The organism is Streptomyces sp. NPDC015125, from assembly GCF_043080045.1.
GTDB lineage: Bacteria > Actinomycetota > Actinomycetes > Streptomycetales > Streptomycetaceae > Streptomyces.
Window position 1 is genome coordinate 1 of record NZ_JBIBVF010000008.1, and the last position, 22,130, is coordinate 22,130.

Annotated in this window: 18 protein-coding genes and 1 pseudogene; 11 read left to right on the forward strand and 8 right to left on the reverse strand. The window is 71.5% G+C overall.

The features are described 5' to 3' along the window. Positions 1–399: hypothetical protein (locus tag ACF088_RS19005; RefSeq protein WP_392376932.1), on the forward strand; the 399-nt coding region annotated here is incomplete at its 5' end. A 315-nt stretch (positions 400–714) separates the two neighbouring features. Then, a pseudogene (locus ACF088_RS19010) lies at positions 715–2,004 on the forward strand (aminotransferase class III-fold pyridoxal phosphate-dependent enzyme); the annotation flags it as partial. A gap of 218 nt (positions 2,005–2,222) precedes the next feature. Here the strand turns inward: ACF088_RS19010 and ACF088_RS19015 are convergent. Continuing rightward, complete coding sequence (locus tag ACF088_RS19015; protein WP_392376933.1) at positions 2,223–3,578, reverse strand: 6-phospho-beta-glucosidase; 1,356 nt, start codon at positions 3,576–3,578, stop codon at positions 2,223–2,225. Between the two features lie 66 nt (positions 3,579–3,644). On the opposite strand from ACF088_RS19015, the gene ACF088_RS19020 reads away from it, so the two are divergent. The 6 genes from ACF088_RS19020 (at position 3,645) to era (ending at position 10,138) form a co-directional block, all read left to right on the forward strand. Beyond that, positions 3,645–4,790, forward strand: a complete 1,146-nt coding sequence (locus ACF088_RS19020) for a carbohydrate kinase family protein (protein ID WP_392376934.1) — start codon at positions 3,645–3,647, stop codon at positions 4,788–4,790. Positions 4,791–4,992: 202 nt separating this feature from the next. Further along, the gene (locus tag ACF088_RS19025) at positions 4,993–5,997 is read left to right on the forward strand and encodes a PhoH family protein (protein ID WP_159480811.1); all 1,005 of its coding nucleotides are present in this window, start codon (positions 4,993–4,995) and stop codon (positions 5,995–5,997) included. A gap of 71 nt (positions 5,998–6,068) precedes the next feature. Then, entirely contained in the window at positions 6,069–6,566 is a 498-nt protein-coding gene (gene ybeY / locus ACF088_RS19030) for an rRNA maturation RNase YbeY (RefSeq protein ID WP_088797596.1), read from the forward strand. Between the two features lie 11 nt (positions 6,567–6,577). Further along, positions 6,578–7,921: a hemolysin family protein gene (locus ACF088_RS19035; RefSeq protein WP_392376935.1), complete on the forward strand. Its 1,344-nt coding sequence runs from the start codon at positions 6,578–6,580 to the stop codon at positions 7,919–7,921. A gap of 711 nt (positions 7,922–8,632) precedes the next feature. Beyond that, a complete protein-coding gene (locus ACF088_RS19040; RefSeq protein ID WP_392376936.1) occupies positions 8,633–8,998 on the forward strand; it encodes a cytidine deaminase in 366 nt (121 codons plus the stop codon). A gap of 192 nt (positions 8,999–9,190) precedes the next feature. Further along, entirely contained in the window at positions 9,191–10,138 is a 948-nt protein-coding gene (gene era, locus ACF088_RS19045; RefSeq protein ID WP_392376937.1) for a GTPase Era, read from the forward strand. Positions 10,139–10,232: 94 nt separating this feature from the next. On the opposite strand, the gene ACF088_RS19050 is transcribed toward era, so the two are convergent. The 4 genes from ACF088_RS19050 to ACF088_RS19065 form a co-directional block, all read right to left on the reverse strand. After that, positions 10,233–11,495 carry an MFS transporter gene (locus ACF088_RS19050; RefSeq protein ID WP_392376938.1) on the reverse strand — a complete coding sequence of 421 codons (1,263 nt, stop codon included), beginning with the start codon at positions 11,493–11,495 and terminating at the stop codon, positions 10,233–10,235. Continuing rightward, complete coding sequence (locus tag ACF088_RS19055; RefSeq protein ID WP_392376939.1) at positions 11,492–12,865, reverse strand: GH1 family beta-glucosidase; 1,374 nt, start codon at positions 12,863–12,865, stop codon at positions 11,492–11,494. The genes ACF088_RS19050 and ACF088_RS19055 overlap by 4 nt, the downstream gene beginning before the upstream one ends. Positions 12,866–12,981: 116 nt before the next feature. Beyond that, the gene (locus ACF088_RS19060) at positions 12,982–13,248 is read right to left on the reverse strand and encodes a protealysin inhibitor emfourin (protein ID WP_392376940.1); all 267 of its coding nucleotides are present in this window, start codon (positions 13,246–13,248) and stop codon (positions 12,982–12,984) included. Between the two features lie 132 nt (positions 13,249–13,380). Further along, entirely contained in the window at positions 13,381–14,469 is a 1,089-nt protein-coding gene (locus tag ACF088_RS19065) for a M4 family metallopeptidase (RefSeq protein WP_392376941.1), read from the reverse strand. A gap of 327 nt (positions 14,470–14,796) precedes the next feature. Between ACF088_RS19065 and leuA the strand changes: the two genes are divergently transcribed. The 3 genes from leuA to ACF088_RS19080 all read left to right on the forward strand — a co-directional run bounded on the left by leuA (position 14,797) and on the right by ACF088_RS19080 (position 18,837). Next, the gene (gene leuA / locus ACF088_RS19070) at positions 14,797–16,575 is read left to right on the forward strand and encodes a 2-isopropylmalate synthase (protein ID WP_392376942.1); all 1,779 of its coding nucleotides are present in this window, start codon (positions 14,797–14,799) and stop codon (positions 16,573–16,575) included. A 189-nt stretch (positions 16,576–16,764) separates the two neighbouring features. After that, entirely contained in the window at positions 16,765–17,799 is a 1,035-nt protein-coding gene (locus ACF088_RS19075) for an SGNH/GDSL hydrolase family protein (RefSeq protein ID WP_392376943.1), read from the forward strand. Between the two features lie 339 nt (positions 17,800–18,138). Beyond that, entirely contained in the window at positions 18,139–18,837 is a 699-nt protein-coding gene (locus ACF088_RS19080) for a TerB family tellurite resistance protein (protein WP_392377165.1), read from the forward strand. A gap of 156 nt (positions 18,838–18,993) precedes the next feature. Here the strand turns inward: ACF088_RS19080 and ACF088_RS19085 are convergent, their stop codons facing one another. The 3 genes from ACF088_RS19085 to ACF088_RS19095 are packed head-to-tail and all read right to left on the reverse strand — an operon-like array spanning position 18,994 to position 22,102. Beyond that, positions 18,994–20,229: a cytochrome P450 gene (locus ACF088_RS19085; protein ID WP_392376944.1), complete on the reverse strand. Its 1,236-nt coding sequence runs from the start codon at positions 20,227–20,229 to the stop codon at positions 18,994–18,996. Beyond that, the gene (locus tag ACF088_RS19090) at positions 20,145–21,527 is read right to left on the reverse strand and encodes a cytochrome P450 (protein WP_392376945.1); all 1,383 of its coding nucleotides are present in this window, start codon (positions 21,525–21,527) and stop codon (positions 20,145–20,147) included. Before ACF088_RS19090 ends, ACF088_RS19085 begins: the two co-directional genes overlap by 85 nt. Continuing rightward, positions 21,524–22,102 carry an ATP/GTP-binding protein gene (locus ACF088_RS19095; protein ID WP_392377166.1) on the reverse strand — a complete coding sequence of 193 codons (579 nt, stop codon included), beginning with the start codon at positions 22,100–22,102 and terminating at the stop codon, positions 21,524–21,526. Before ACF088_RS19095 ends, ACF088_RS19090 begins: the two co-directional genes overlap by 4 nt. Positions 22,103–22,130: the final 28 nt, after the last annotated feature.

The window sequence follows — 22,130 nt, forward strand, 5'->3', positions numbered from 1 at the left end:
CGCCAGGCGCTCACCTCGGACGGCCCCGGGCAGCCGCCCGCGCCCGGCAGCGGCCCCGCGCACGATCTGCTGCCGCAGCTGGAGGCCGACATCCCGCAGCACGACCTGGACCCGGGCCTGTCCCTGCGCCGTCTGGAGCGCGGCACCGATGCCTGGGCCGAACTGGCCACGACCGCGGCCGCACCGGAGCACATCGGGGCCTGGCTGGCGGAGTTGGCCCGCACTCCGCTCCCGTACGGCAGTGCCCGCTGGGACGTGCTGTCGGTGGTCACCGGCTGGATCGAGTGCAACGAACCGGGCGTGGTGCCCCTGCTGCCCACGTCGTCGGCCGCCGCCTGGGAGTCCGCCGCACCCGGCGAGAACCCGACCGCGAAGGAGGCCGAACGGTGCCTGTCCTGAAAACCGACACCCAGCGCACGACCTCGACCTGGCCGCAGCCCTGGGGCGGCTCACCGACGGCACCGACCCGTGGGCCGAACCGGCCAGGCCGGACGGGGACCGGGAGCGGGTCGAGCGGTGGCCCGCCACGCTCGGACACGCACCGCTGCCGGACGGTCCGGCCCGCTGGGACGTGCTCGCCGTGCTGACCGGCCGGACCGAGTGCAACGAGTACGGAGCCGCGCCGATTCTGGCCACATCCTCGCCCACGGCCCGGCACCCGGACGCCGAGGAGGGGCTGCCGTTCTAACGGGAGGTCGATACATGTCTGAGCTGATGGACACGACACAGGCCGGCCCGCTGGTACCGCCGTTCGCCGGTGCGGGCAACCTGATCTACCGAGCCGCGGCGGTACCCCGCTTCGTGCGCGGTGCGGGCTGCTTCCTGGAGGCCGAGGACGGCCGCCGCTACCTCGACGCGGAGGCGGCGAACGGCACGGTGGCCTGGGGATACGACAGCTCGATCCTGCAGGAGGCGGCGCGCCGCTGCCTTGAGCTGCCCGCGCTGCCGTCGTTCTGCGAGTCGTCGCTGCGCCTGCGTGTCCTTGAGCGGCTCGAACGGCTCTTCTCCGACGTCATCCAGGTGCCCGGCCGGGTCGAGCTGGATCTCGGCGGCGCACAGGGCATGGAGACCGCACTGCGCATCGCCTTCAGCAACAACGGGCCCGGCACGGTGGTCGTCTTCGAGGGCGCCTTCCACGGCCGCTCCGGGGTGACCAGCATGCTCAGCTCCAGCCCCCGCTACCGCGAACTGCTGGCCGCCTGGGGCCTGGAGGTCGTCCGGCTGCCCAGTCCGGACTGCCGGACCTGCCCGCACTCTGCCGCGTCGGCCGGGTGCGGCACCGGATGTGTCAGCGCGGTGTCACGCTGGGGTTCCGAGCTGTCCGGCGTCGGCGGGAACGGCTTCCGGCGCAAGGTCTCGGCGTTCGTCTTCGAGGCCGTGCAGAACGTGGGCGGCATGGTGGTTCCCGATCCGACCTTGCTCAGGGCCGCGGTGGAGCACGCGCGCAGCCACGGTGCGGTGGTCATCGCGGACGAGATCTTCACCGGAATGCACCGGGTCGGCCCCCGCTGGGGCTTCCAGCTGATGGGCGTCGAGCCCGATGTGGTGGTGACCAGCAAGGGCCTGAGCAACGGCGGCGCGGCATTGAGCGCGGTCTGGGCGCGGGAGCCGTTGGCCGCCCCCGACAACTACGCGCCTGGTAGCCACTCGTCGACCTACATCGGTATCCCGCAGGCGCTCGCCGTGGTCGATACCGTGCTCGACCGTTGGGAGGCATGGAAGGACGTCGAGTCCGATGTCGCCGTGCTCGAGCGGGAGATGCGCGAACGGCTGGCGGAACTGGCGGAGCGCCGGCCCTCGGTGATCGATCGGGTCGACGCCACCGGCGGCACCGCGCGCATCGTACTGACCGGGCCGCACGCGCCCCGGCTGCGGCAGTTGTGCACCACCGTCCACCCGGAGCTGGGCGTGCTGGTGGCTTCGACCGGCATGGCGCCCGATGTGATCAACATTCACCCGCCGCTGGTCATCACCGGCGCCGAGCTGGACAGCCTCGCCGAGGTCCTGGACCTCGCCCTGCAGACGTTGTTTTTGCTACGTCAAAAACAGCTCCGCGCCGGGCGGTTCGGCCCCGATGGAGATCGCGGACTGCAACGACGGCGCTGCGCCGCCACATCGAAGCAGTCGATTCCGACGGCGCCGAGGGTGTTCCGTACCCTCACCCCTCACCCCTCACCCCTCACCCCTCACGCACTCCCACGCATCCGCGCCTTCACGCCTCCTCACGCCGCGTCTCTTCGGGCCTCTTCGGCCGCCCGTTCCAGGATGCGGGCGGCCACCGCGGGGGAGTCCACCAGCGGATGCAGCGCCAGCGCCCGCAGCGCGGCGTCCCTGTCCTTGTAGACCGCCGCCTCCACCGTCGCCCGCTCCACCGCCTTGACCTGCAGCATCAGCCCCAACTGGTCCTCGCGCAGCGGCGCGCAGGGCAGCGGCCCGGCGCCCTGCGACGTCACCTCGCACACCGTCTCCACGATCGCGTCCGGCGCCAGCTGCGGCACCGTGGTCCCGTTGCGGACGTTGAGGATCAGCCGGGTCCCGCTGTCGCCCACGATGGCGTGCATCAACGCCAGCGCCACCCGGTCGTAGCCACCGCCCTCCAGGTCGTGGCTGTCGCGCTGCCAGCCGCCACTGGCCTCCCTGCTGTGCGCCATATACGTCTCCTCGCGCTCCAGCCGGGTGCGCTCCCACAGCTCGTACGCCCCCTTGGGGCCGCCGGCCGACGCGGCACGCTCGAAGAAGCCGCCCTGCTGCTGATCGAGGAATTCGCCGCGGGTCTCGGTGGTCTCCCGTACGGAGCCGAGGGTCTCGCGGCGGAAGTAGTAGTAGTGCAGATACTCGTTGGGCAGCGCGCCCAGGGTCCGCAGCCACTCGGCGCCGAAGAGCCGGCCCTCCTCGAAGGAGCCCAGCGCGGCGTCGTCGGCGAGCAGCCCCGGCAGCAGCTCGTTGCCGTCCAGCGTCAACGACCGCAGCCAGCCGAGGTGGTTGAGCCCCACGTAGTCGTAGCCGACCCGGCCGGTCCCGTCGAAGGCCGCCGGGTCCACGCCGGCCGCCCGTGCCGCCCGGCGCACCAGCCCCACCGGCGAATCACAGATCCCGATGACGCGGTCGCCGAGCACCTGGGACATCGCCTCGGTGACCGTGCCCGCGGGGTTGGTGAAGTTGATGACCCACGCTTCCGGGGCGAGCGCCGCGACCCGCTCCGCGATGTGCAGGGCCACCGGGACCGTCCGCAGCCCGTAGAGGACACCGCCCGCGCCCACCGTCTCCTGGCCGAGCACCCCTTCGGACAGCGGGATCCGCTCGTCCCGTATCCGCCCCGCCGTACCGCCCACCCGGATCGCCGAGAAGACGAAGCCGGCGCCGGCCAGCGCCTCGTCCAGACCCTCCGCGACCCGTACGGGCACCGGCGCCGGATGCCCCTGCGCCAGCCGCGTCAGCACCTCGGCGATCACCGCCACCCGGCGCGGATCGGTGTCGTGCAGCACCACCTCGGAGACGGAGTGCGCCGGGTCGTCCAGCAGCGCGCGGTAGACCAGCGGCACCCGGAAGCCGCCCCCGCCCAGAATCGTCAGCCTCATGGGGCGGAACGTACCCCAGCATCAGGCACACTGGCGGCACGTGCCGATACGAGAGGAGCGAGCACGGTGAGCAGCCGACGCGATGACCTTTTGCCCGCGGGACCGGCCGCAGTGCCACCGGCCCTCGATCCGCTGGCCGCAGTGCGCGCCGACGGCGATCCGCACACCGACGTCTATCTCACCGGCACCGTCTTCCTGGACATCATCTTCACCGGCCTGGACAGCGCCCCCGTCCGCGGCACCGAGTCGTGGGCCCGCGGCATGGGCTCCAGCCCCGGCGGCGTCGCCAACATGGCCACCGCGCTGGCCCGGCTCGGCCTGCGCACCTCCCTCGCCGCCGCGTTCGGCGACGACCACTACGGCGAGTACTGCTGGGAGGCGCTCGAACAGGGTGAGGGCATCGACCTGGCGCTGTCCCGCACCGTCCCCGGCTGGCACTCCCCGGTCACCGTCTCCATGGCGTACGAGGGCGAGCGCACGATGGTCTCGCACGGCCACGAGGCGCCGCCGCCCGACTTCGCCTTCGACGGCAAGCACGCCCCGGGCTGCCCGCCGCCGTCCCGCGCCTGCGTCGCCTCGCTGGTGCCGGGCCGCCGGGAGGGCTGGCTGGGCTGTGCGGCCGGCCGCGGCAGCCGCATCTTCGCGGACGTGGGCTGGGACGACACCGGCCGCTGGGACCCGGCCGACCTCGCCGACCTCGAACACTGCGAGGCGTTCCTGCCCAACGCCGAGGAGGCGATGCGCTACACCCGCACGGACTGCCCGCGCGACGCCGCCCGCAAGCTCGCCGACCGGGTGCCGCTGGCGGTGGTCACGCTGGGCGCCGAGGGCGCCTGCGCGGTGGACGGACGGACCGGCGAGAGCGCCGAGGTGCCCGCCATCGCCGTGGAGGCGCTGGACCCCACGGGCGCCGGCGATGTCTTCGTCGCCGGATTCGTCACCGGCACCCTCGCCGACTGGCCGCTCGCCGACCGGCTCGCCTTCGCGGGGCTGAGCGCCGCGCTGTCCGTACAGGAATTCGGCGGCTCGCTGTCCGCACCGGGATGGGCCGAGATCGCCGGCTGGTGGCAGCAGGTGCGCGCCTACGAGGCGGGCGCACCGGGCGCGCTGCGCCGCCAGTACGCCTTCCTGGACGAGGTGCTGCCCGCGGCCTACCGGCCCGCCCCGCTGGCCCGCGCCGTCCCCACGATCGGCTTCCGCCGCCCGGCTTGAGCGGCCCCGGGCCGGGCTCGCCCCGGTCACCCGCGGCGGCCCCGGGCCGGGCTCGTCCCGGTCACCCCCGGCAGGAAAAGCCCTCGGGCTTGTCAGTGCCCCGTCGTACTCTTGTATCCCAAGGAGTCGAGTGCAGGTCGAGTGCAGGCAGGCACCTCATACGAGCAAAGGATGGGGGTTGAGCAGGCCACCGAGCCGCCCCATGACGCAGACACCCACGCAACCGCAGGCGCGCGCCCAGTTCACCGTCCCGGCCAAACACCCGATGGTCACGGTCCTGGGATCCGGAGACTCCCTTCTGCGCGTGATCGAAAAAGCCTTCCCGGCGACCGACATCCATGTCCGGGGCAACGAAGTCAGCGCTGTCGGCGACGCCGCCGAGGTCGCCCTCGTCCAGCGCCTTTTCGACGAGATGATGCTGGTGCTCCGCACCGGACAACCGATGACGGAGGACGCAGTGGAACGCTCCATCGCCATGCTGCGCGCGGCGGAGGACGGCGAGGGAGCGGTGAGTGAGACACCCGCCGAGGTGCTCACCCAGAACATCCTGTCCAACCGCGGCCGCACGATCCGGCCCAAGACCCTCAACCAGAAGCGCTATGTCGATGCCATCGACGAGCACACCGTGGTCTTCGGTATCGGGCCGGCCGGCACCGGCAAGACCTACCTCGCGATGGCGAAGGCCGTGCAGGCGCTGCAGGCGAAGCAGGTCAACCGCATCATCCTGACCCGCCCCGCGGTCGAGGCCGGCGAGCGGCTGGGCTTCCTGCCCGGCACCCTCTACGAGAAGATCGACCCGTATCTGCGCCCGCTCTACGACGCGCTGCACGACATGCTCGACCCCGACTCCATCCCGCGCCTGATGGCCGCGGGCACGATCGAGGTCGCTCCGCTGGCGTATATGCGCGGCAGAACGCTCAATGACGCGTTCATCATCCTCGACGAGGCGCAGAACACGAACCCCGAGCAGATGAAGATGTTCCTCACCCGTCTCGGCTTCGAATCGAAGATCGTGATCACCGGCGATGTCACCCAGGTCGACCTCCCCGGCGGCACGAAGAGCGGTCTGCGCCAGGTCCGGGACATCCTGGACGGCGTCGACGATGTGCATTTCTCGCTGCTCACCAGCCAGGACGTGGTCCGCCACAAGCTGGTCGGCCGTATCGTCGACGCCTACGAGAAGTACGACAGCCGCAACGGCAAGTGAGCGCAGGCCGGCCGGGACCACCGGCCGGCCCGTGCCCGGCACACAGCACAGAAGTGAGACCCCACTCCCTCATGTCGATCGACGTCAACAACGAGTCCGGCACGGCCGTCGACGAGCAGGCCATCCTGGATGTCGCCCGCTACGCCGTCGCCCGGATGCGTATCCACCCGCTCTCCGAGCTGTCCGTGATCGTCGTGGACGCCGAGGCCATGGAGCAGCTCCATCTCCAGTGGATGGACCTGCCGGGGCCGACCGATGTCATGTCCTTCCCGATGGACGAGCTGCGTCCGCCGGCGAAGGACGACGAGGAGCCCCCGCAGGGGCTCCTCGGTGACATCGTGCTGTGCCCCGAGGTCGCCAAGAAGCAGGGCGAGGAGGCCCCGACCGGGCACAGCATGGACGAGGAGCTCCAGCTGCTCACCGTCCACGGCGTGCTCCACCTCCTCGGTTACGACCACGAAGAGCCGGACGAGAAGGCCGAGATGTTCGGCCTGCAGGCGGCGATCATCGACGGCTGGCGCACCGAGCAGGGCCTGACCGGCCCCTCGCCGGCCCCCACCGTGACCTGACGGGACGCCCGATGACCACCCAGCTGATCGCGGTCGCGGTCCTGCTCGTCGTGATCGCCTGGCTCGCCGCCTGCGCGGAGGCCGGTCTGGCCCGTACGACCAGCTTCCGGGCCGAGGAAGCCGTCCGCTCCGGCCGCCGCGGCAGCGCCAAGCTCGCCGCGGTCGCCGCCGACCCCACCCGCTATCTCAATGTCGCCCTGCTGGTGCGGGTCGGCTGCGAGATGGCCGCCGGTGTCCTGGTCACCTACGCCACTCTGCGCTCCTTCGACAAGACGTGGCAGGCGCTGACCGTCGCCATCGCCGTGATGGTGCTGGTCTCCTATGTCGCCGTCGGCGTCTCGCCGCGGACCATCGGCCGCCAGCATCCGCTGAACACCGCGACCGCCGCCGCCTATGTGCTGCTGCCGCTGGCCCGCATCATGGGCCCCGTCCCGCAGCTGCTGATCCTCCTCGGCAACGCGCTCACCCCGGGCAAGGGCTTCCGAAAGGGCCCGTTCGCCTCCGAGGCCGAGCTGCGCTCGCTGGTCGACCTCGCGGAGAAGGAGTCACTGATCGAGGACGAGGAGCGCCGGATGGTGCACTCCGTCTTCCAGCTCGGTGACACCCTCGTCCGCGAGGTGATGGTGCCGCGCACGGACCTGGTCGCCGTCGAGCGCTTCAAGACCATCCGCCAGGCGCTCACCCTGGCCCTGCGCTCCGGCTTCTCGCGCATCCCGGTGACCGGCGAGAACGAGGACGATGTCGTCGGCGTGGTCTACCTCAAGGACCTCGCCCGCAAGGTCCACATCAGCCGCGACGCCGAGAACGAACTGGTCTCCACGGCCATGCGCCCCGCCGTCTTCGTCCCCGACACCAAGAATGCCGGTGATCTGCTGCGCGAAATGCAGCAGGACCGCAATCATGTCGCGGTGGTCATCGACGAATACGGCGGCACCGCCGGCATTGTCACCATCGAGGACATCCTGGAAGAGATCGTCGGCGAGATCACCGACGAATACGACCGGGAACTGCCGCCCGTCGAGGACCTCGGCGACGGCCGCTATCGCGTCACCGCCCGGCTGGACATCGGCGACCTCGGCGAGCTGTACGGCCTGGCCGAGCTGGACGACGAGGACGTCGAAACGGTCGGCGGACTGCTCGCCAAGCTCCTCGGCCGGGTCCCCATCGCCGGCGCCACCGCCGAGGTGGACCTCTCCGAGGACGCGTCCGACCCGGGCCTGAAGGCGCTCCGGCTGACCGCGGAATCCCCGGCCGGCCGCCGCAACAAGATCATCACGGTGGTCTGCGAGCCGGTGCGTCCCGAGGGGGCGAGCGCGTCCGGGGGGCCCTGGGCGGGCGGCCGCTCCGCCGGCTGAACGCATACGGAATTCGCCGCGTAATTCCTTGTGGAGTTCAGTGGGGAATAATTCCCGCCGCCGAACCCCACAAGGCTACTTATCTCCAGTGCACCGGAAATGTTCTGCAAGCCATTTCCGGTGGGGCTGGATTCCGCCGTGTGCCTCATGGAAAGATCTTCAGGCGGTCGCTGGGAGTGCGGCCGTCGTGCGTGAGGGAAATCGTCACAGAGATCTCGCCGCGCAGGCTGCCCCGGAGCGGGGGACCGGGGCAGCCATCTCTCCCTTCGGTTCCCTTCCGTTCCCTTCGGCCCGCGGCGCGGTGATACGGGCCGAAGGGAACGGAGGCGGGCGCCGGCCGGGCCCCGGCCGCGCAGGCAGGATCGCGGGATCCGCATCACTCAAAACGGTCTGCGTCTCCGTTGCGGAAAGGATGTCTCGCCGCCATCGACCGACACAAGGGCACAAAAATTGCCTTTTGGGTGGGAATTTTCGCCTGTCTTGCCTTTTCGCTCGTCGTGATCGTCGGCCTCGTCCAGGGCTATGACGAGATGAGCCATCCGCCCGGCGGCTGGTGTCAGGACAATTCCCCCGAGTGTGTGGAGCCCTGACCACGGTCAGCCTGGTCGGTCTGGCGGATACGGGGCGCAAGTTCGCGCCCAGCCATGTCGCGTGAGTGGGGGGCCGCCCCCTTTCCCGCCGCCGTCCGGCGCCCCGCATATGCTCGCCGGTATGAGCGAAGCCGCACCGCTGGACCCGGAAGACCGCAAGATCATCACGCTTGCCCGCTCGGCGCGGGCCCGTAACGGCGTGCCCGAGGGTGCCGCCGTCCGCGACGAGACCGGCCGCACCTATGTCGCCGGCACCGTCGCCCTGGACTCGCTGCAGCTCAGCGCGCTGCAGACGGCCGTGGCGATGGCCGTCGCCAGCGGGGCCACGTCCCTGGAGGCCGCGGCCGTGGTCACCGACGCCGAGCGCGCCGCCGACGCGGACCGTGCGGCCGTACGGGACCTCGGCGGGCCCGCGACGCCCGTCCTGGTCGCCGGCCCCGACGGCACCCTGCGCAGCACCGTCCCGGCGGGCGACGTACCGGCCTGAGCGCGGGAGCCGTACGGACCTGGTACGGGAGGGCTGTACGGGCGTGGTCGGGGAGAGCCGCACGGGCGTCGTACGGACGGCGCTCGGGGCGGCCCACCGGCTGCGGCGGGCCGCCCGTACCGCGGGCGCTGCGGCCGCCCCGTACCGGGCGCTGCCGCCGGTTGGTCGGAGCCGCGCCCGGGATCGGGGAGAATGGGCGCCATGAGCGTTCGTACAGAGTCCTCCGCCGCGCACCGCGCGGGCTTCGCCTGCTTCGTCGGCCGCCCCAACGCGGGCAAGTCCACCCTGACGAACGCTCTCGTCGGTACGAAGGTGGCCATCACCTCCAACCGCCCGCAGACCACCCGCCACACGGTCCGCGGCATCGTGCACCGCCCCGAGGCGCAGCTGGTCCTCGTCGACACCCCTGGTCTGCACAAGCCGCGCACGCTGCTCGGCGAGCGGCTGAACGACGTGGTCCGCACCACCTGGTCCGAGGTCGATGTCATCGGCTTCTGTCTGCCCGCCGACCAGAAGCTCGGCCCCGGTGACCGCTATATCGCGACCGAACTGGCCGGCATCAAGAAGACCCCCAAGGTCGCCATCGTCACCAAGACCGACCTGGTCGACTCCAAGGCGCTGGCCGCCCAGCTGATCGCCATCGACCAGCTCGGCAAGGAGCTGGGCATCGAGTGGGCCGAGATCATCCCGGTCTCGGCGGTCGGGGACACCCAGGTGGCGCTGCTCGCGGACCTGCTCGTGCCGATGCTCCCGGAGAGCCCGCCGCTCTACCCCGAGGGCGATCTCACCGACGAGCCCGAGCAGGTCATGGTCGCCGAGCTGATCCGCGAGGCCGCGCTGGAGGGCGTCCGTGACGAGCTGCCGCACTCCATCGCGGTGGTCGTCGAGGAGATGCTCCCGCGCGAGGACCGCCCCGCCGACAAGCCCCTCCTCGACATCCACGCGAATGTCTACATCGAGCGCCCCAGCCAGAAGGGGATCATCATCGGCCCCAAGGGCAAGCGCCTGAAGGAGGTCGGCTCGAAGTCCCGTAAGCACATCGAGGCACTGCTCGGCACGCCGGTCTTCCTGGATCTGCACGTCAAGGTCGCCAAGGACTGGCAGCGCGACCCGAAGCAGTTGCGCAAACTGGGCTTCTGAGCCCCGCTCCGGTCTCTGGGTCCGGTCCGGCCCGGCCCGGCTCACGGCTCCCGCGCGCCCGGGGTGTGCCGGAGCGCCTCTCACACCACGCCTCCTACGCCACGCCCCGGATCCGTCGCACCAGCAGCGCCCCCACCAGCCCGACCGCCGCCGCGACGGCGTACAGCATCCGGTAGCCGCCCAGGTGATGGACGATCGGCGCGGCCAGTGCGGGGGCGGCCACCTGCGGCAGCGCGTTGGCGATATTGATGACGCCCATGTCCTTGCCGCGGTGCGCGGCGGCCGGCAGTACCTGCGTCATCAGCGCGAAGTCGACGGAGGTGAAGACGCCGAACCCCACCCCGAGCAGCGCCGCGGCACACAGCGCACCCGGCCAGGTCTGCCATCCGGCCAGCAGTCCGGTCGCCACCGTCATGATCACCCCGGCCCACAGCACGAACGGCTGCCGCCGCCCGGCCCGGTCCGACCAGCTGCCGCCGATCACGACCGTGCCCAGCAAGGTCACGCCATTGACCGCGGTCAGCACCAGCACCCCGCCGCCCGGGTCCGGCCGGTGCAGCACATCGCGCAGGTAGTACAGCAGGTAGAGCAGGGCCAGCGCGTTGCCCAGGTTGATCAGGAACCGGGTCAGCCAGGCCCACCCCAGATCGGGATGGCGGCGCGGACTGATCCAGAACCCGGCGGCCAGCGCCCGCACGCTCAGCGCCGGACGCCGCCCGGCCGGCAGCACCGGGTCCCGGAGCAGCAGCACATACGGGAGGGTGCCCAGCACCACGAAACCGGCGCAGGCCAGATAGCCCGCGGCCACTCCACCCGCGGCCACTCCTCCCGCGGCCGTCGCCAGGCCCGTACCGGCCACCACGCCCAGGACCTGCGCGGCACCCAGCCAGCCGCCCACCGCCCCGCGCTGCCGGCGCGGCACCCGGTCGGGCACCGCCGCGGTGATCGCCGCGAAGGCCGCATTGAGGGTGAGCTGCACCAGACACCACCCCAGCACCATCACCGGCACCGTGCCCGCCCCGGCCAGCAGGACGAGCGCACCGGCCCCGCCCACGACCCCCGCGGCGATCCACGGCGTACGCCGCCCGAACCGCGAGGCCGTACGGTCCGACAGCGCCCCGAACAGCGGGTTGGAGACCATCGAGACCACGGCCCCCGCCCCGGTCACCCACGCCAGCACCGACTCCTTCGGCGTCCCCGGCGGTGCGAGCTGCGCGGCCTGCAGCGCCAGCAGGATCTGCAGCGGCCCGTACCACCCGACCCAGATCGCCCCGTTGGCCAGCGACAGCGCGGCGGTCCACGCCCGCCCGGCCCGTTGTGACGGCTCCGCAAGCGCCTCGGGAGCCGGGCCGCTCATCCCCGGGCCTGCTCCCGCAACACGTCTCGCAGCCAGTGGTACGAGGCCTTGGGCGTCCGCTCCAGGGTCGTGTAGTCCACGTGCACCAGTCCGAACCGCCGGGCGTACCCCTCCGCCCACTCGAAGTTGTCCAGCAGCGACCACACGAAGTACCCGCGGACATCGACGCCGGCCGCCATCGCCGCATGCAGCGCCCGCAGATGGCCGTCCAGGAACGCGATCCGTTCCCGGTCCTCGGTCCCCTCGTACGCGCACCCGTTCTCGGTGATCACGACGGGCGGCAGCCGGTCCCCGTACCGCTCCCGGAACGACACCAGCAGCTCGGTCAGCGCCTCGGGCACCACCGGCCACCCGAAGTCGGTCCGCGGGTACCCCTCGATCTCCCGGGGCGCAAAGGGCAGTTCGGGCGGCAGCCGGATCCCGCCGAAGTCGGCCGCCGCGGCACCGTCCGCCCCGGGGGCGCCCACCAGCGTCGGCTGGTAGTAGTTGATGCCGTACCAGTCCAACGGCTGCGAGATGACCTTCAGATCCTCCGCGACCGGCCCCGGCAGCAGCGCCGCCAGCTCCTCGTCCGGATACCGCCCCAGCAGCACCGGCTCCGCGAACAGCCGGTTGAGCAGCAGGTCGTACAGGCCGGCCGCCGCGGTGTCCGCCTCCGACGCGCTCGCCGTCCAGGTCGGACCGTGGGAGTTGGCGATCCCGATGCTCCGCGCCCCGCGGGCCCGCAGCGCCTGCACGGCCAGCCCGTGTCCCAGCAGTTGGTGGTGCGCCGCCGGCAGCGCCTCGAACAGCAGCTGCCGCCCCGGTGCATGCTGCCCCAGCCCGTACCCCAGCAAGGTCACCTCGGCGGGCTCGTTGAGCGTGATCCACCGCTCCACCCGGTCCCCGAGCCGCCCCGCCACCACATCCGCATACGCCGCGAAACGCTCGGCGGTCTCCCGCCGGAGCCAGCCGCCGCGCTCTTCCAGCGCCTGCGGGGTATCCCAATGGAAGAGCGTCGGCACCGGTGCGACCCCCGCCGCCAACAACGCGTCCACCAGCCGGTCGTAGAAGTCCAGCCCCGCGCCGTTGACCGCCCCGTCCCCGTCCGGCACCACCCGCGGCCAGGCCACCGAGAACCGGTACGCCCCGACCCCGAGCTCCCGGAGCAGCCCCACGTCCTCCCGGTACCGGTGGTAGTGATCGGTCGCCACCCGGGCGTCCGACCCGTCCTTGATCCGCCCGGCCCGGGCCGCGAAGACATCCCATGCGGAGAGCCCCCGCCCGTCTTCCCCCACCGCTCCCTCGATCTGCGCGGCGGACGTGGACACCCCCCACACGAAGTCACGGGGGAAGCGGGGCAGCGCGTCGGACACCGGTTCGCTCGTCATGCCCCCGGATCTTTGTAACCGGCGGTAACGGTGTCAAGGGGCAGGCGCGGAAGGGAAGTTGGGGCGCTGTGCCGGCCGACCCCGGCGGGGGCGGGGGTGTGGTGGCGCCGCGGCCGCTAGGCCCCTTCCTTCATCACCTTGGTGATCAGCTTCCGCTGCTCGTCCGTGAGCCGCGGATCGGAGCAGTACACCGTCCGGCCGTCGACCGTGATCTGGTAGCTGAAGCCGTCCGGCACTCCGACGGGGGGCTCGGTGCGGGCGGTGGCGACGGCGTCCTTGGCCAGTGCCTGCCAGTCCTCGGCGTCCGGGCGGTCCGAGGTGTCGACCTCGGCACGGCGGTCGACACCCGCGAAACCGCCGGTGCGATGAACGTGAATGCGCATAACGACTCCTCCGACGTCCTCCGACGGACTTCTACCCCGTACGGCCACGCTAACCGTGCGCGGGGCGGGCGTGCCTGCCGGCGCCGCCCGCCCCGCGGACCTCGTGGCTCTGCTACTTCGCGGTCACACCGGCTACTTCGGGGTCACACCGACCTGTGTCCAGGCCTTGACCATCGCCTCGTGCTCGTCACCGGCGCCGTAGCGGGCCTGGGCGGCCTTGATGGTGAGGGCGGCGAAGTCGGCGAACTGCGCGTCCTTGGAGAGCTTGCCGCCGGTCAGGACGTCGTACCAGACCTGCCCCGCCCGCTCCCAGGCCTTGCCGCCGAGGGCGGTGGCGGCCAGGTAGAAGGCGTGGTTGGGGATCCCGGAGTTGATGTGGACGCCGCCGTTGTCGTCGGTGGTGCGGACATAGCCCTTCATCGTGGCGGGCTGCGGGTCCTTGCCCAGGACGTCGTCGTCGTACGCGGTGCCCGGGGCCTTCATCGAGCGCAGCGCCTTGCCGGTGACGTTCGGGCCGAGGAGGTCGGCGCCGATCAGCCAGTCGGCCTGGTCGGCGGTGTGGCCGAGGGCGTACTGCTTGATCAGCACGCCGAAGACATCGGAGACGGACTCGTTGAGGGCGCCGGGCTGGCCCTCGTAGGTGAGGTTGGCGGTGTACTGGGTGACGCCGTGGGTGAGCTCGTGGCCGATGACGTCGACGGGGATGGTGAAGTCCTTGAACAGGTCGTTGTCGCCGTCGCCGAAGACCATCCGCTCGCCGTCCCAGAAGGCGTTGTCGTACTTCCGGCCATAGTGGACGGTCGCGTTGAGCGGCAGGCCGGCGCCGTCGATGGACTTCCGGCCGTAGATCTTGAGGTAGAGCTCGAAGGTGGCGCCGAGGCCGGCGTGGGCGCGGTTGACGGAGGCGTCCTTGACGGGGCCGTCCGCCTCCGTGTGCACCTTGTGACCGGGCAGGTCCTCCCGGTGGCGGGCGTCGTAGACGGTGCGGTTCGGCTTGTCGGCGGCGGCGCCGGGCTCTCCCGGGGTCAGCCCGCCGCGGGCGGCGAGCTCGCGGCGCTCGGTGCGCCGTGCGTGGTCGTGCTCCAGGGTGCGGCGGGCGGGCTCGTGCCGCTCCGGGTCGTCGGACTGCGCCAGGTTGTCGAGGATGTGCGGCGGGATGATCGTGCAGAAGACGGGGGTGTGGCCGGTGGCGGGATCTGACTGCGCGTCGTTGAGGTCCATGCACAAACGGTGGCACTGTGTAATGCCGCTGTCACTGCCTGCGGCCGAAATTCCCGAAAAAGTGTGGTTGGTCGCATTTGGGGAACAAAGTCCGCCCGGTCCCGCATACTGATACGCGACCGCCATGCAGGGCGGACCTCGGCTAAGGTGCTGTGCATCATGCGTTTCGGGCTGCTTCTCCTTAGCTGCCGCGGCGAGGGCCTGTAGTCGTAGGCCGACCCCCTCCCCGCGGAGTTCGGTGTTGCGATCTTTTCGCCCCGTCGGCCCCTCCCTGACTCCCCAGGAGCAGGGGGACCCCCAGCGGACATACGAGGAGCCCCACGCACCATGACGAATCCGTCGAGCCCCGCAGGCCATGCCGTCGGCCGGCCCACCCCGGTCACCAGCGCGACGCAGCTGCAGCGGCCCTCGGGCATGCCGGTCCACAGGTACGGCCGCTACGAAGCCGTCGACATCCCCGACCGCACCTGGCCCGACAACCGCATCACCGTCGCGCCCCGCTGGCTCTCGACCGACCTGCGGGACGGCAACCAGGCGCTGATCGACCCGATGTCGCCGGCCCGCAAGCGCGAGATGTTCGATCTGCTGGTACGCATGGGCTACAAGGAGATCGAGGTCGGCTTCCCGTCCTCCGGTGAGACCGACTTCGCCTTCGTCCGCTCCATCATCGAAGAGGGCGCGATCCCCGAGGACGTGACGATCTCCGTCCTGACGCAGGCCCGCGAGGAGCTGATCGAGCGCACCGTGGAGTCGCTGCGCGGCGCCCACCGGGCCACCGTCCACCTGTACAACGCCACCGCGCCCACCTTCCGCCGGGTCGTCTTCCGCGGCTCGAAGGAGCAGGTCAAGCAGATCGCCGTGGACGGCACCCGGCTGGTCATGGAGTACGCCGACAAGATCCTCGGCGACGAGACGATCTTCGGCTACCAGTACAGCCCGGAGATCTTCACCGACACCGAGCTGGACTTCGCGCTGGAGGTCTGCGAGGCGGTCTGTGACGTCTGGCAGCCCGAAGAGGGCCGCGAGATCATCCTGAACCTGCCCGCCACCGTGGAGCGTTCGACGCCGTCCACGCACGCCGACCGCTTCGAGTGGATGTCGCGCCACCTGTCCCGGCGCGAGCACGTCTGCCTGTCCGTGCACCCGCACAACGACCGGGGCACCGCCGTCGCCGCCGCCGAGCTGGCGCTCATGGCGGGCGCCGACCGCATCGAGGGCTGCCTGTTCGGCCAGGGCGAGCGCACCGGCAATGTCGACCTGGTGACGCTGGGCATGAACCTGTTCTCCCAGGGCGTCGACCCGCAGATCGACTTCTCGCAGATCGACGAGATCCGTCGAACCAGCGAGTACTGCAACCAGATGGAGATCCACCCGCGCCACCCCTACGCGGGCGATCTGGTCTACACCGCCTTCTCCGGCTCCCACCAGGACGCCATCAAGAAGGGCTTCGACGCCATGGAGGCCGAGGCCACCGCCGCCGGCAAGACCGTGGACGACATCGAGTGGGCGGTCCCGTACCTGCCCATCGACCCCAAGGACGTCGGCCGCTCCTACGAGGCGGTCATCCGCGTCAACTCGCAGTCCGGCAAGGGCGGTATCGCCTACGTCCTGAAGAACGACCACCACCTGGACCTGCCGCGGCGGATGCAGATCGAGTTCTCCCGGATCATCCAGGAGAAGACCGACACCGAGGGCGGCGAGATCACGCCCACCGCCATCTGGTCCGCCTTCCAGGACGAGTACCTGCCCAACCCCGAGAACCCGTGGGGCCGTATCCAGGTCAGGAACGGCCAGACCACCACCGACAAGGACGGCATCGACACCCTCACCGTCGAAGCCGAGGTGGACGGTGCGGAAACCGTGCTGACCGGCACCGGCAACGGCCCGATCTCCGCGTTCTTCCAGGCGCTGCAGGGCATCGGCGTCGACGCGCGGCTGCTCGACTACCAGGAGCACACCATGAGCGAGGGCGCCTCCTCGCTGGCCGCCTCGTACATCGAGTGTGCGATCGGTGACAAGGTGCTGTGGGGCATCGGCATCGACGCGAACACCACGCGCGCCTCGCTGAAGGCCGTCGTCTCCGCCGTGAACCGCGCGGGCCGCTGACCCGCCGGTCGCACCGCCCCGCACGCGCCCCCGTCGCTCTCCCCGAGCGGCGGGGGCGCCGTTGTGCGACCCCGCCACCTGAAGGTGGGGTTTGAACCCCCTCCACGTCACAGTGAGTGAACGCATCAGTACGTTTGGTGACCGGCGCTCGTCGGACAGGCCACGACGCCGGACACCAAGGACGTGCAGATGAGCAGATACGGCATGCCCGCACTCTCCCGGCTTCTCGTGGCGACGGCCGCCTCGCTGGCCGTGGTGGCTTCCGCCTTCGCCCCGGCGGCTTCGGGCGCACCGGCCCGGGCGGCGGACCGTCCGGAGTATGTGGCACTCGGCGACTCGTACAGCGCCGGGGTGTTCGTCCGCCCCTGGGAGGAGGACGACGGCTGCGGCCGCTCCGCGCGCAACTATCCGCACCAGGTCGCCCGTCAGCTGGGGTTCCACCTGACGGATAGGACCTGCGGGGCCGCCGAGGTGGTCGACGGGGTCCTCGGGCCCCAGCCGGCATCCAAGATCTACGGACCGCCGTCGGTCCCGCCCCCGGGCGGCTGGTCCGATCTGCCCCCGCAGGTGGAGGCGTTGTCCCCCGACACCGACTACGTCACCGTCGGCATCGGCGGCAACTCCCTCGGCTTCGGGACCATCGTCAGCACCTGCCTCGAACTGGGCATCACCAAGCCCCTGCAGACCAAGCCCTGCACCAACCACTACACCGGCGGGGGTGCGGGGGAGAGCTGGCTGGAGGAGCGGTTCGCGCAGCTCGACACCGACTTCGCCCACATGATGACGGTGATCCACCGGCGCGCACCGCACGCGCGGATCGCCGTCGTCGGCTACCCCGCCATCGTCCCGGACAGCTCCGGCTGTTCGTTCCTGCACTGGAACCAGCTCGGCAGCATCAAGAAGGGCGACATGCCCTGGCTGGACGGGCTCGAAAAGCGTCTGAACGGGCTGCTCCACCGGCACGCCGAGCAGCACGCCGCCCTCTACGTCGACACCTACGGGCCCAGCGCGGCGCACGGGGTGTGCCAGAGCGGCGACGCGAAATGGATGTACGGCATCCGGGACAACCTCACCGGTGACGGCGACCAGACCGACGCGCCGTCGGAGCTGTGCAAGACCATCCCCGGCTCCGGCGAGGCCTGCACCTTCGTCCACCCCAACGCCCGCGGCCTGGACAGCCAGGCACACCAGGTGACCCGGGCCCTGATGACCTCGATGGGGTGACGGGGACCCGGGTGCGCTCCGGCCGCACCCTCACCGTTTTGGCCAAGCCCGGCCCGCGGCGCGACCGGGTCCCGCAACCGCCTCACCCGCCGCCCGCCTCCTGACAGCCACGCTGTTCACGGCGCCAACAGGCCTCTGCCCCTCCCGCACAAGAGGGCAGAGGCCTTCGCCATCCGGCCAGTTGTCCGGTACGAGGTGCTGACGTCACATCATGTATGTGGCTAACATCACGTCCCATACGCGAGGGGCCACGGGGTACTCACCCAGCTACCGCTGGGGAACCCCCACCCGTGCCGGAGGGCTACGGGAGAGTTACGGAGGGCTGACGTGAGGCACAAGATGTGTGTGATGGGTGTGCGCACGTCCTGGCGCACCGTCGCCGATGGCGAGTTCTTCTGTCCGGACTGCGGCGGGGACCGCAACTACCTCCGCCGGGCCGGCCGCCGCCGTCTCACCGTCCTCGGCGTCCCGCTCGTGCCCCGCGGCGCCACCGGCCCGGTCCTGGAGTGCTCGGCCTGCCACGGCCGCTTCGGCCCGGACGCCCTCGACCACCCCACCACCGTCCGCTTCTCCGCGATGCTCAGGGACGCCGTCCACACCGTCACCCTCGCGCTGCTGGCCGCCGGGGGCACCTCCTCCCGCGCGGTCCGTGACACCGCCGTCGGCACGGTCCGCGCGGCCGGCTTCGCGGACTGCTCCGAGGACGAACTGCTGACCCTGCTCGCCGCCCTCGCCGCCGACACCGGCCGGCTCACCGGCACCTACGACGCGGTGACCGGCGGCCACTGCGGCCCCCAGGGCCTGGACCCGTGCGGCACCGCGCTGGCCATAGAGCTCCATGAGGCGCTGGAGCCGCTCGCCCCGCACCTCGCCCCCGCCGGCCGGGAAGCGATCCTCCTCCAGGGCGCCCGTATCGCTCTCGCGGACGGCTCCTACACGCCCGCGGAGCGCGAGGTGCTGAGCACGGTCGGCAGCGCCCTGATGCTCCGCCCCGCCGACACGAACCGGCTGCTGGCGGCGGCGCGTACGCCGTCCTGAGGCGCGGGCCGGCCGGCTGGACGCGCCGCCGGATACGTGACCTGCCCCGGGCCGTGCGGGCCGGGCAGGCCGCACGGGCCGCGCGGGAGCGGAGCCGGAAAGACCCCGCCACCACAGCAGGGCGACGGGGTCGGACACCGGGAGCGGCCGGGCGGTTCAGCCCGGCGTCAGACGCACCGGCAGGCTGCGCAGCCCGCCCGAGATGAAGCCGTCCGTCGGCGCCAACTCCTCCGCCGGTACGGCCAGTTGGAGGCCCGGGAAGCGGGCGAAGAGGGCCGGCAGCGCGATCCGTGCCTCCATCCGGGCCAGCGGGGCACCCAGGCAGTGGTGGACGCCGTGGCCGAACGCCAGGTGTTCCTGGTGGGTGCGCCGGATGTCGAAGTCGTCGGCCGTCTCGCCGTGGAAGGCGGCGTCACGGCCGGCCGCGGCGTACGCCGGGAGGATCGCCTCGCCCTTGCGGATGGTCGGGCCGCCCGGGATCTCGATGTCCGCCACGGCGAAGCGGAGCGGGAGGGCGGCGATGCTGGGGGCCCAGCGCAGCGTCTCCTCGATCACGTCGTTCCAGGAGACCTCACCCGAGCGCACCAGCTTGAGCTGCTCGGGGTGGGTGAGCAGGGCGTGCACGGCGTTGCCGAGGAGGTCGACGGTGGTCTCGTGGCCCGCCCCGATGACGAGCAGGAGGGTGTCGAGCAGCTCCTGCTCGGTCATCCGCTGCCCCTCGTCGTCCCGCGCGGCCACCAGGAGGCTCGTCAGGTCGTCGGCCGGGTGCTCGCGCTTGGCGGCGACCAGGCCGGACAGCAGCGCATGGACGGCCGCGCCGGTGGCGGCGGCCTGCTCCGGGGTGGCCGTGGTGTCCATGATGGCCGCGACGAGACGGGCGAGTTCGGCGCGCTGCTCGCCCTCCGGGAAGCCGAACAGCTCGCAGATCACCTGCAGCGGCAGTGGATGGTTGAAGCGGGCGCGCAGGTCCACGGGCTCGCCCGCGGGGTGCGCGGCCAGGTCGTCCAGGAGGGCCGTGGTGATGGCCTCCACGCGCGGGAGCATGGCGTCGGTGCGGCGGGCGGTGAACGCCGGGGCGATGAGCTTGCGCAGCCGGCGGTGGTCGGCGCCGTACGCGGTGAACATGTTCGTCACGCCGATCCACGACTGCAGCCAGCTGCCGCGGATGTCGTCGCGCTGCCACAGCGGCCAGTGCTCCCGGGGGTTCTTGGAGACCCGGTCGTCGGTCAGCAGTTGCTTGAGCAGGCTGTGGCTGGTGACCGACCAGGCCTCGATGCCGCCGGGGAGCTCGGTGCGCGCCAGCGGGCCTAGCGCGCGGAGACGGGCGGCCTCTCGGTGGATGTCGCTTCCGACCGGGTCGATGACGTAGGGCTGCTGTCCCTGTTGTGCCATGGAGTGGCTCCTGCCTGGTCGGGGGTGATGGGGGTGAAGCGGGCCGGGAGCGCGGCCAGGGCCCGGTGGAACGCGCCGTTGCGCCACTGCAACTCCCTGGCGTCCACGGCGAGTTCGATGTCCGAGAGCCAGGCGGTCAGCCGCTCGATCGCGGTGGTGGCGATCAGCAGCGCATGCCGCTTCACGGGGCAGGCGTGCGGGCCGGCCGCCCAGGACAGGTGCGAGCCGCCGCCCGAGCCGGGGCCCGTCTGCCCGGTGGTGTCGAACTGGCTGTTGGCGGCCGCGTACGACACCATCACCAACTGCCCCTTGCGCACCCAGGTGCCGTGGAAGAAGACGTCACGGACCGGGAAGTGCGCGGAGTAGTTGGTCAGCGGCGGGTCGTTCCACAGCACCTCGTTGATGGCGTCGTGCGCGGTCAGCGCGCCACCCGAGAGGGTGTGGTAGTAGCGGTCGTCGGAGAGCATCCGCGACAGCGCGTTGCCGATGAGGTTGGCGAGCGGTTCGTTGCCCGCGCCCATGGTGAGGATGACGTTGTGGATCAGTTCCTCGTCGTTGAGCGCGTTCGGGTGGTCCATGAACCAGGAGGTCAGGTCCGGCCCGCGCTGAGCCTTCTTGGAGCCGACCAGCTCCATGATGTAGCTGGTGTACGCCTCGTTGGCGGCGGCTGCCTCCTCGGGGGAGTTGCCGTCCAGCATGCCCCCGATGGCCGAGATCAGCCGGTCGCTGTACGAATCCGGCATCCCGAAGAGGTTGTTGAACATCAACAGCGGGATCAGCCGTGCATAGTCGGCGATCAGATCGACCTCGCCGTGCGCGCCGAAGCGCCGGATCAGGGAGTCCGCGGCGTGGTGGACGCGGGCGCGCAGCTCATGCGGCTCGACGAGCTTGAAGCTGTCGACGACGACGTCCCGGTAGCGGACGTGCGCCGGCCCGTCGGCGTAGAAGAGGTTGGGGCGCCACATCAGCATCGGCATGACCGGCGAGTCCGGCGGGACCGTGGTCATCCACTCCCGCGAGTCCTTCGACCAGGTGGCGTCGTCGTGCAGCAGATCGAGGGCGGCCCGGTAGTCGGTGACCAGCATCGCGGGCACCTCCGGCGCGATCTCGACCGGAGCCAGCGCACCGAACTGCCGCAACTGGGCGTAGATGCGGTGCGGATCGGCGGCGAAGTCCGGTCCGTAGAGCTTCACCGGCGTGTGGGCGTCGGGCTGGGCCGGCGCCTGCTGGTACGGCGCGGCGGCGTGCGCCGGGCAGCCCGGTGGCGGTGCGGCTCCCGGCTGGTGCGGGGAAGTCACGGGTTCGGAGTCTCCTCGGGGGTGTGGGCCAGGACGTGCCCGACGAGCGCGATCAGCGCGTCGACGGACTGCTCCCGGTCGCGGGCGTCGCACAGCACCAGCGGCGTCTCGGGGTGCAGGTCGAGCGCCTCGCGGAGCTTTTCGACGTCGTACTGGGGCGCGTCGGGGAAGGTGTTGACCGCCACCGCGTAGCGCAGCCCGGCCTCCTCGACGATGTCCATCACCTCGAAGGAGTCCGCCAGCCGGCGGGTGTCGGCGAGGACGAGGGCGCCCAGCGCGCCCCGGGCGATGTCCTGCCACAGGGGGCGGAATCGTTTCTGCCCGGGTGTGCCGAACAGGTACAGCACCAGGTCCCCGGGCAGGGTCAGCCGCCCGAAGTCGATGGCGACGGTGGTGGTGGTCTTCTCCCGGACGCCGGCGAGGTCGTCGACGATCGCGCCGGTCTGGGTCATGACCTCTTCGGTGTGCAGCGGCGGGGTTTCGGACAACGCGCGGATGAGCGTGGTCTTGCCGACCCCGAACGGCCCCGCCACCAGGAGTTTGACCAGGGTCTGGTGCTCGCCGGAGAGGTACATGCTGCCGGTGCTCGCGTCGGCGTGGGCG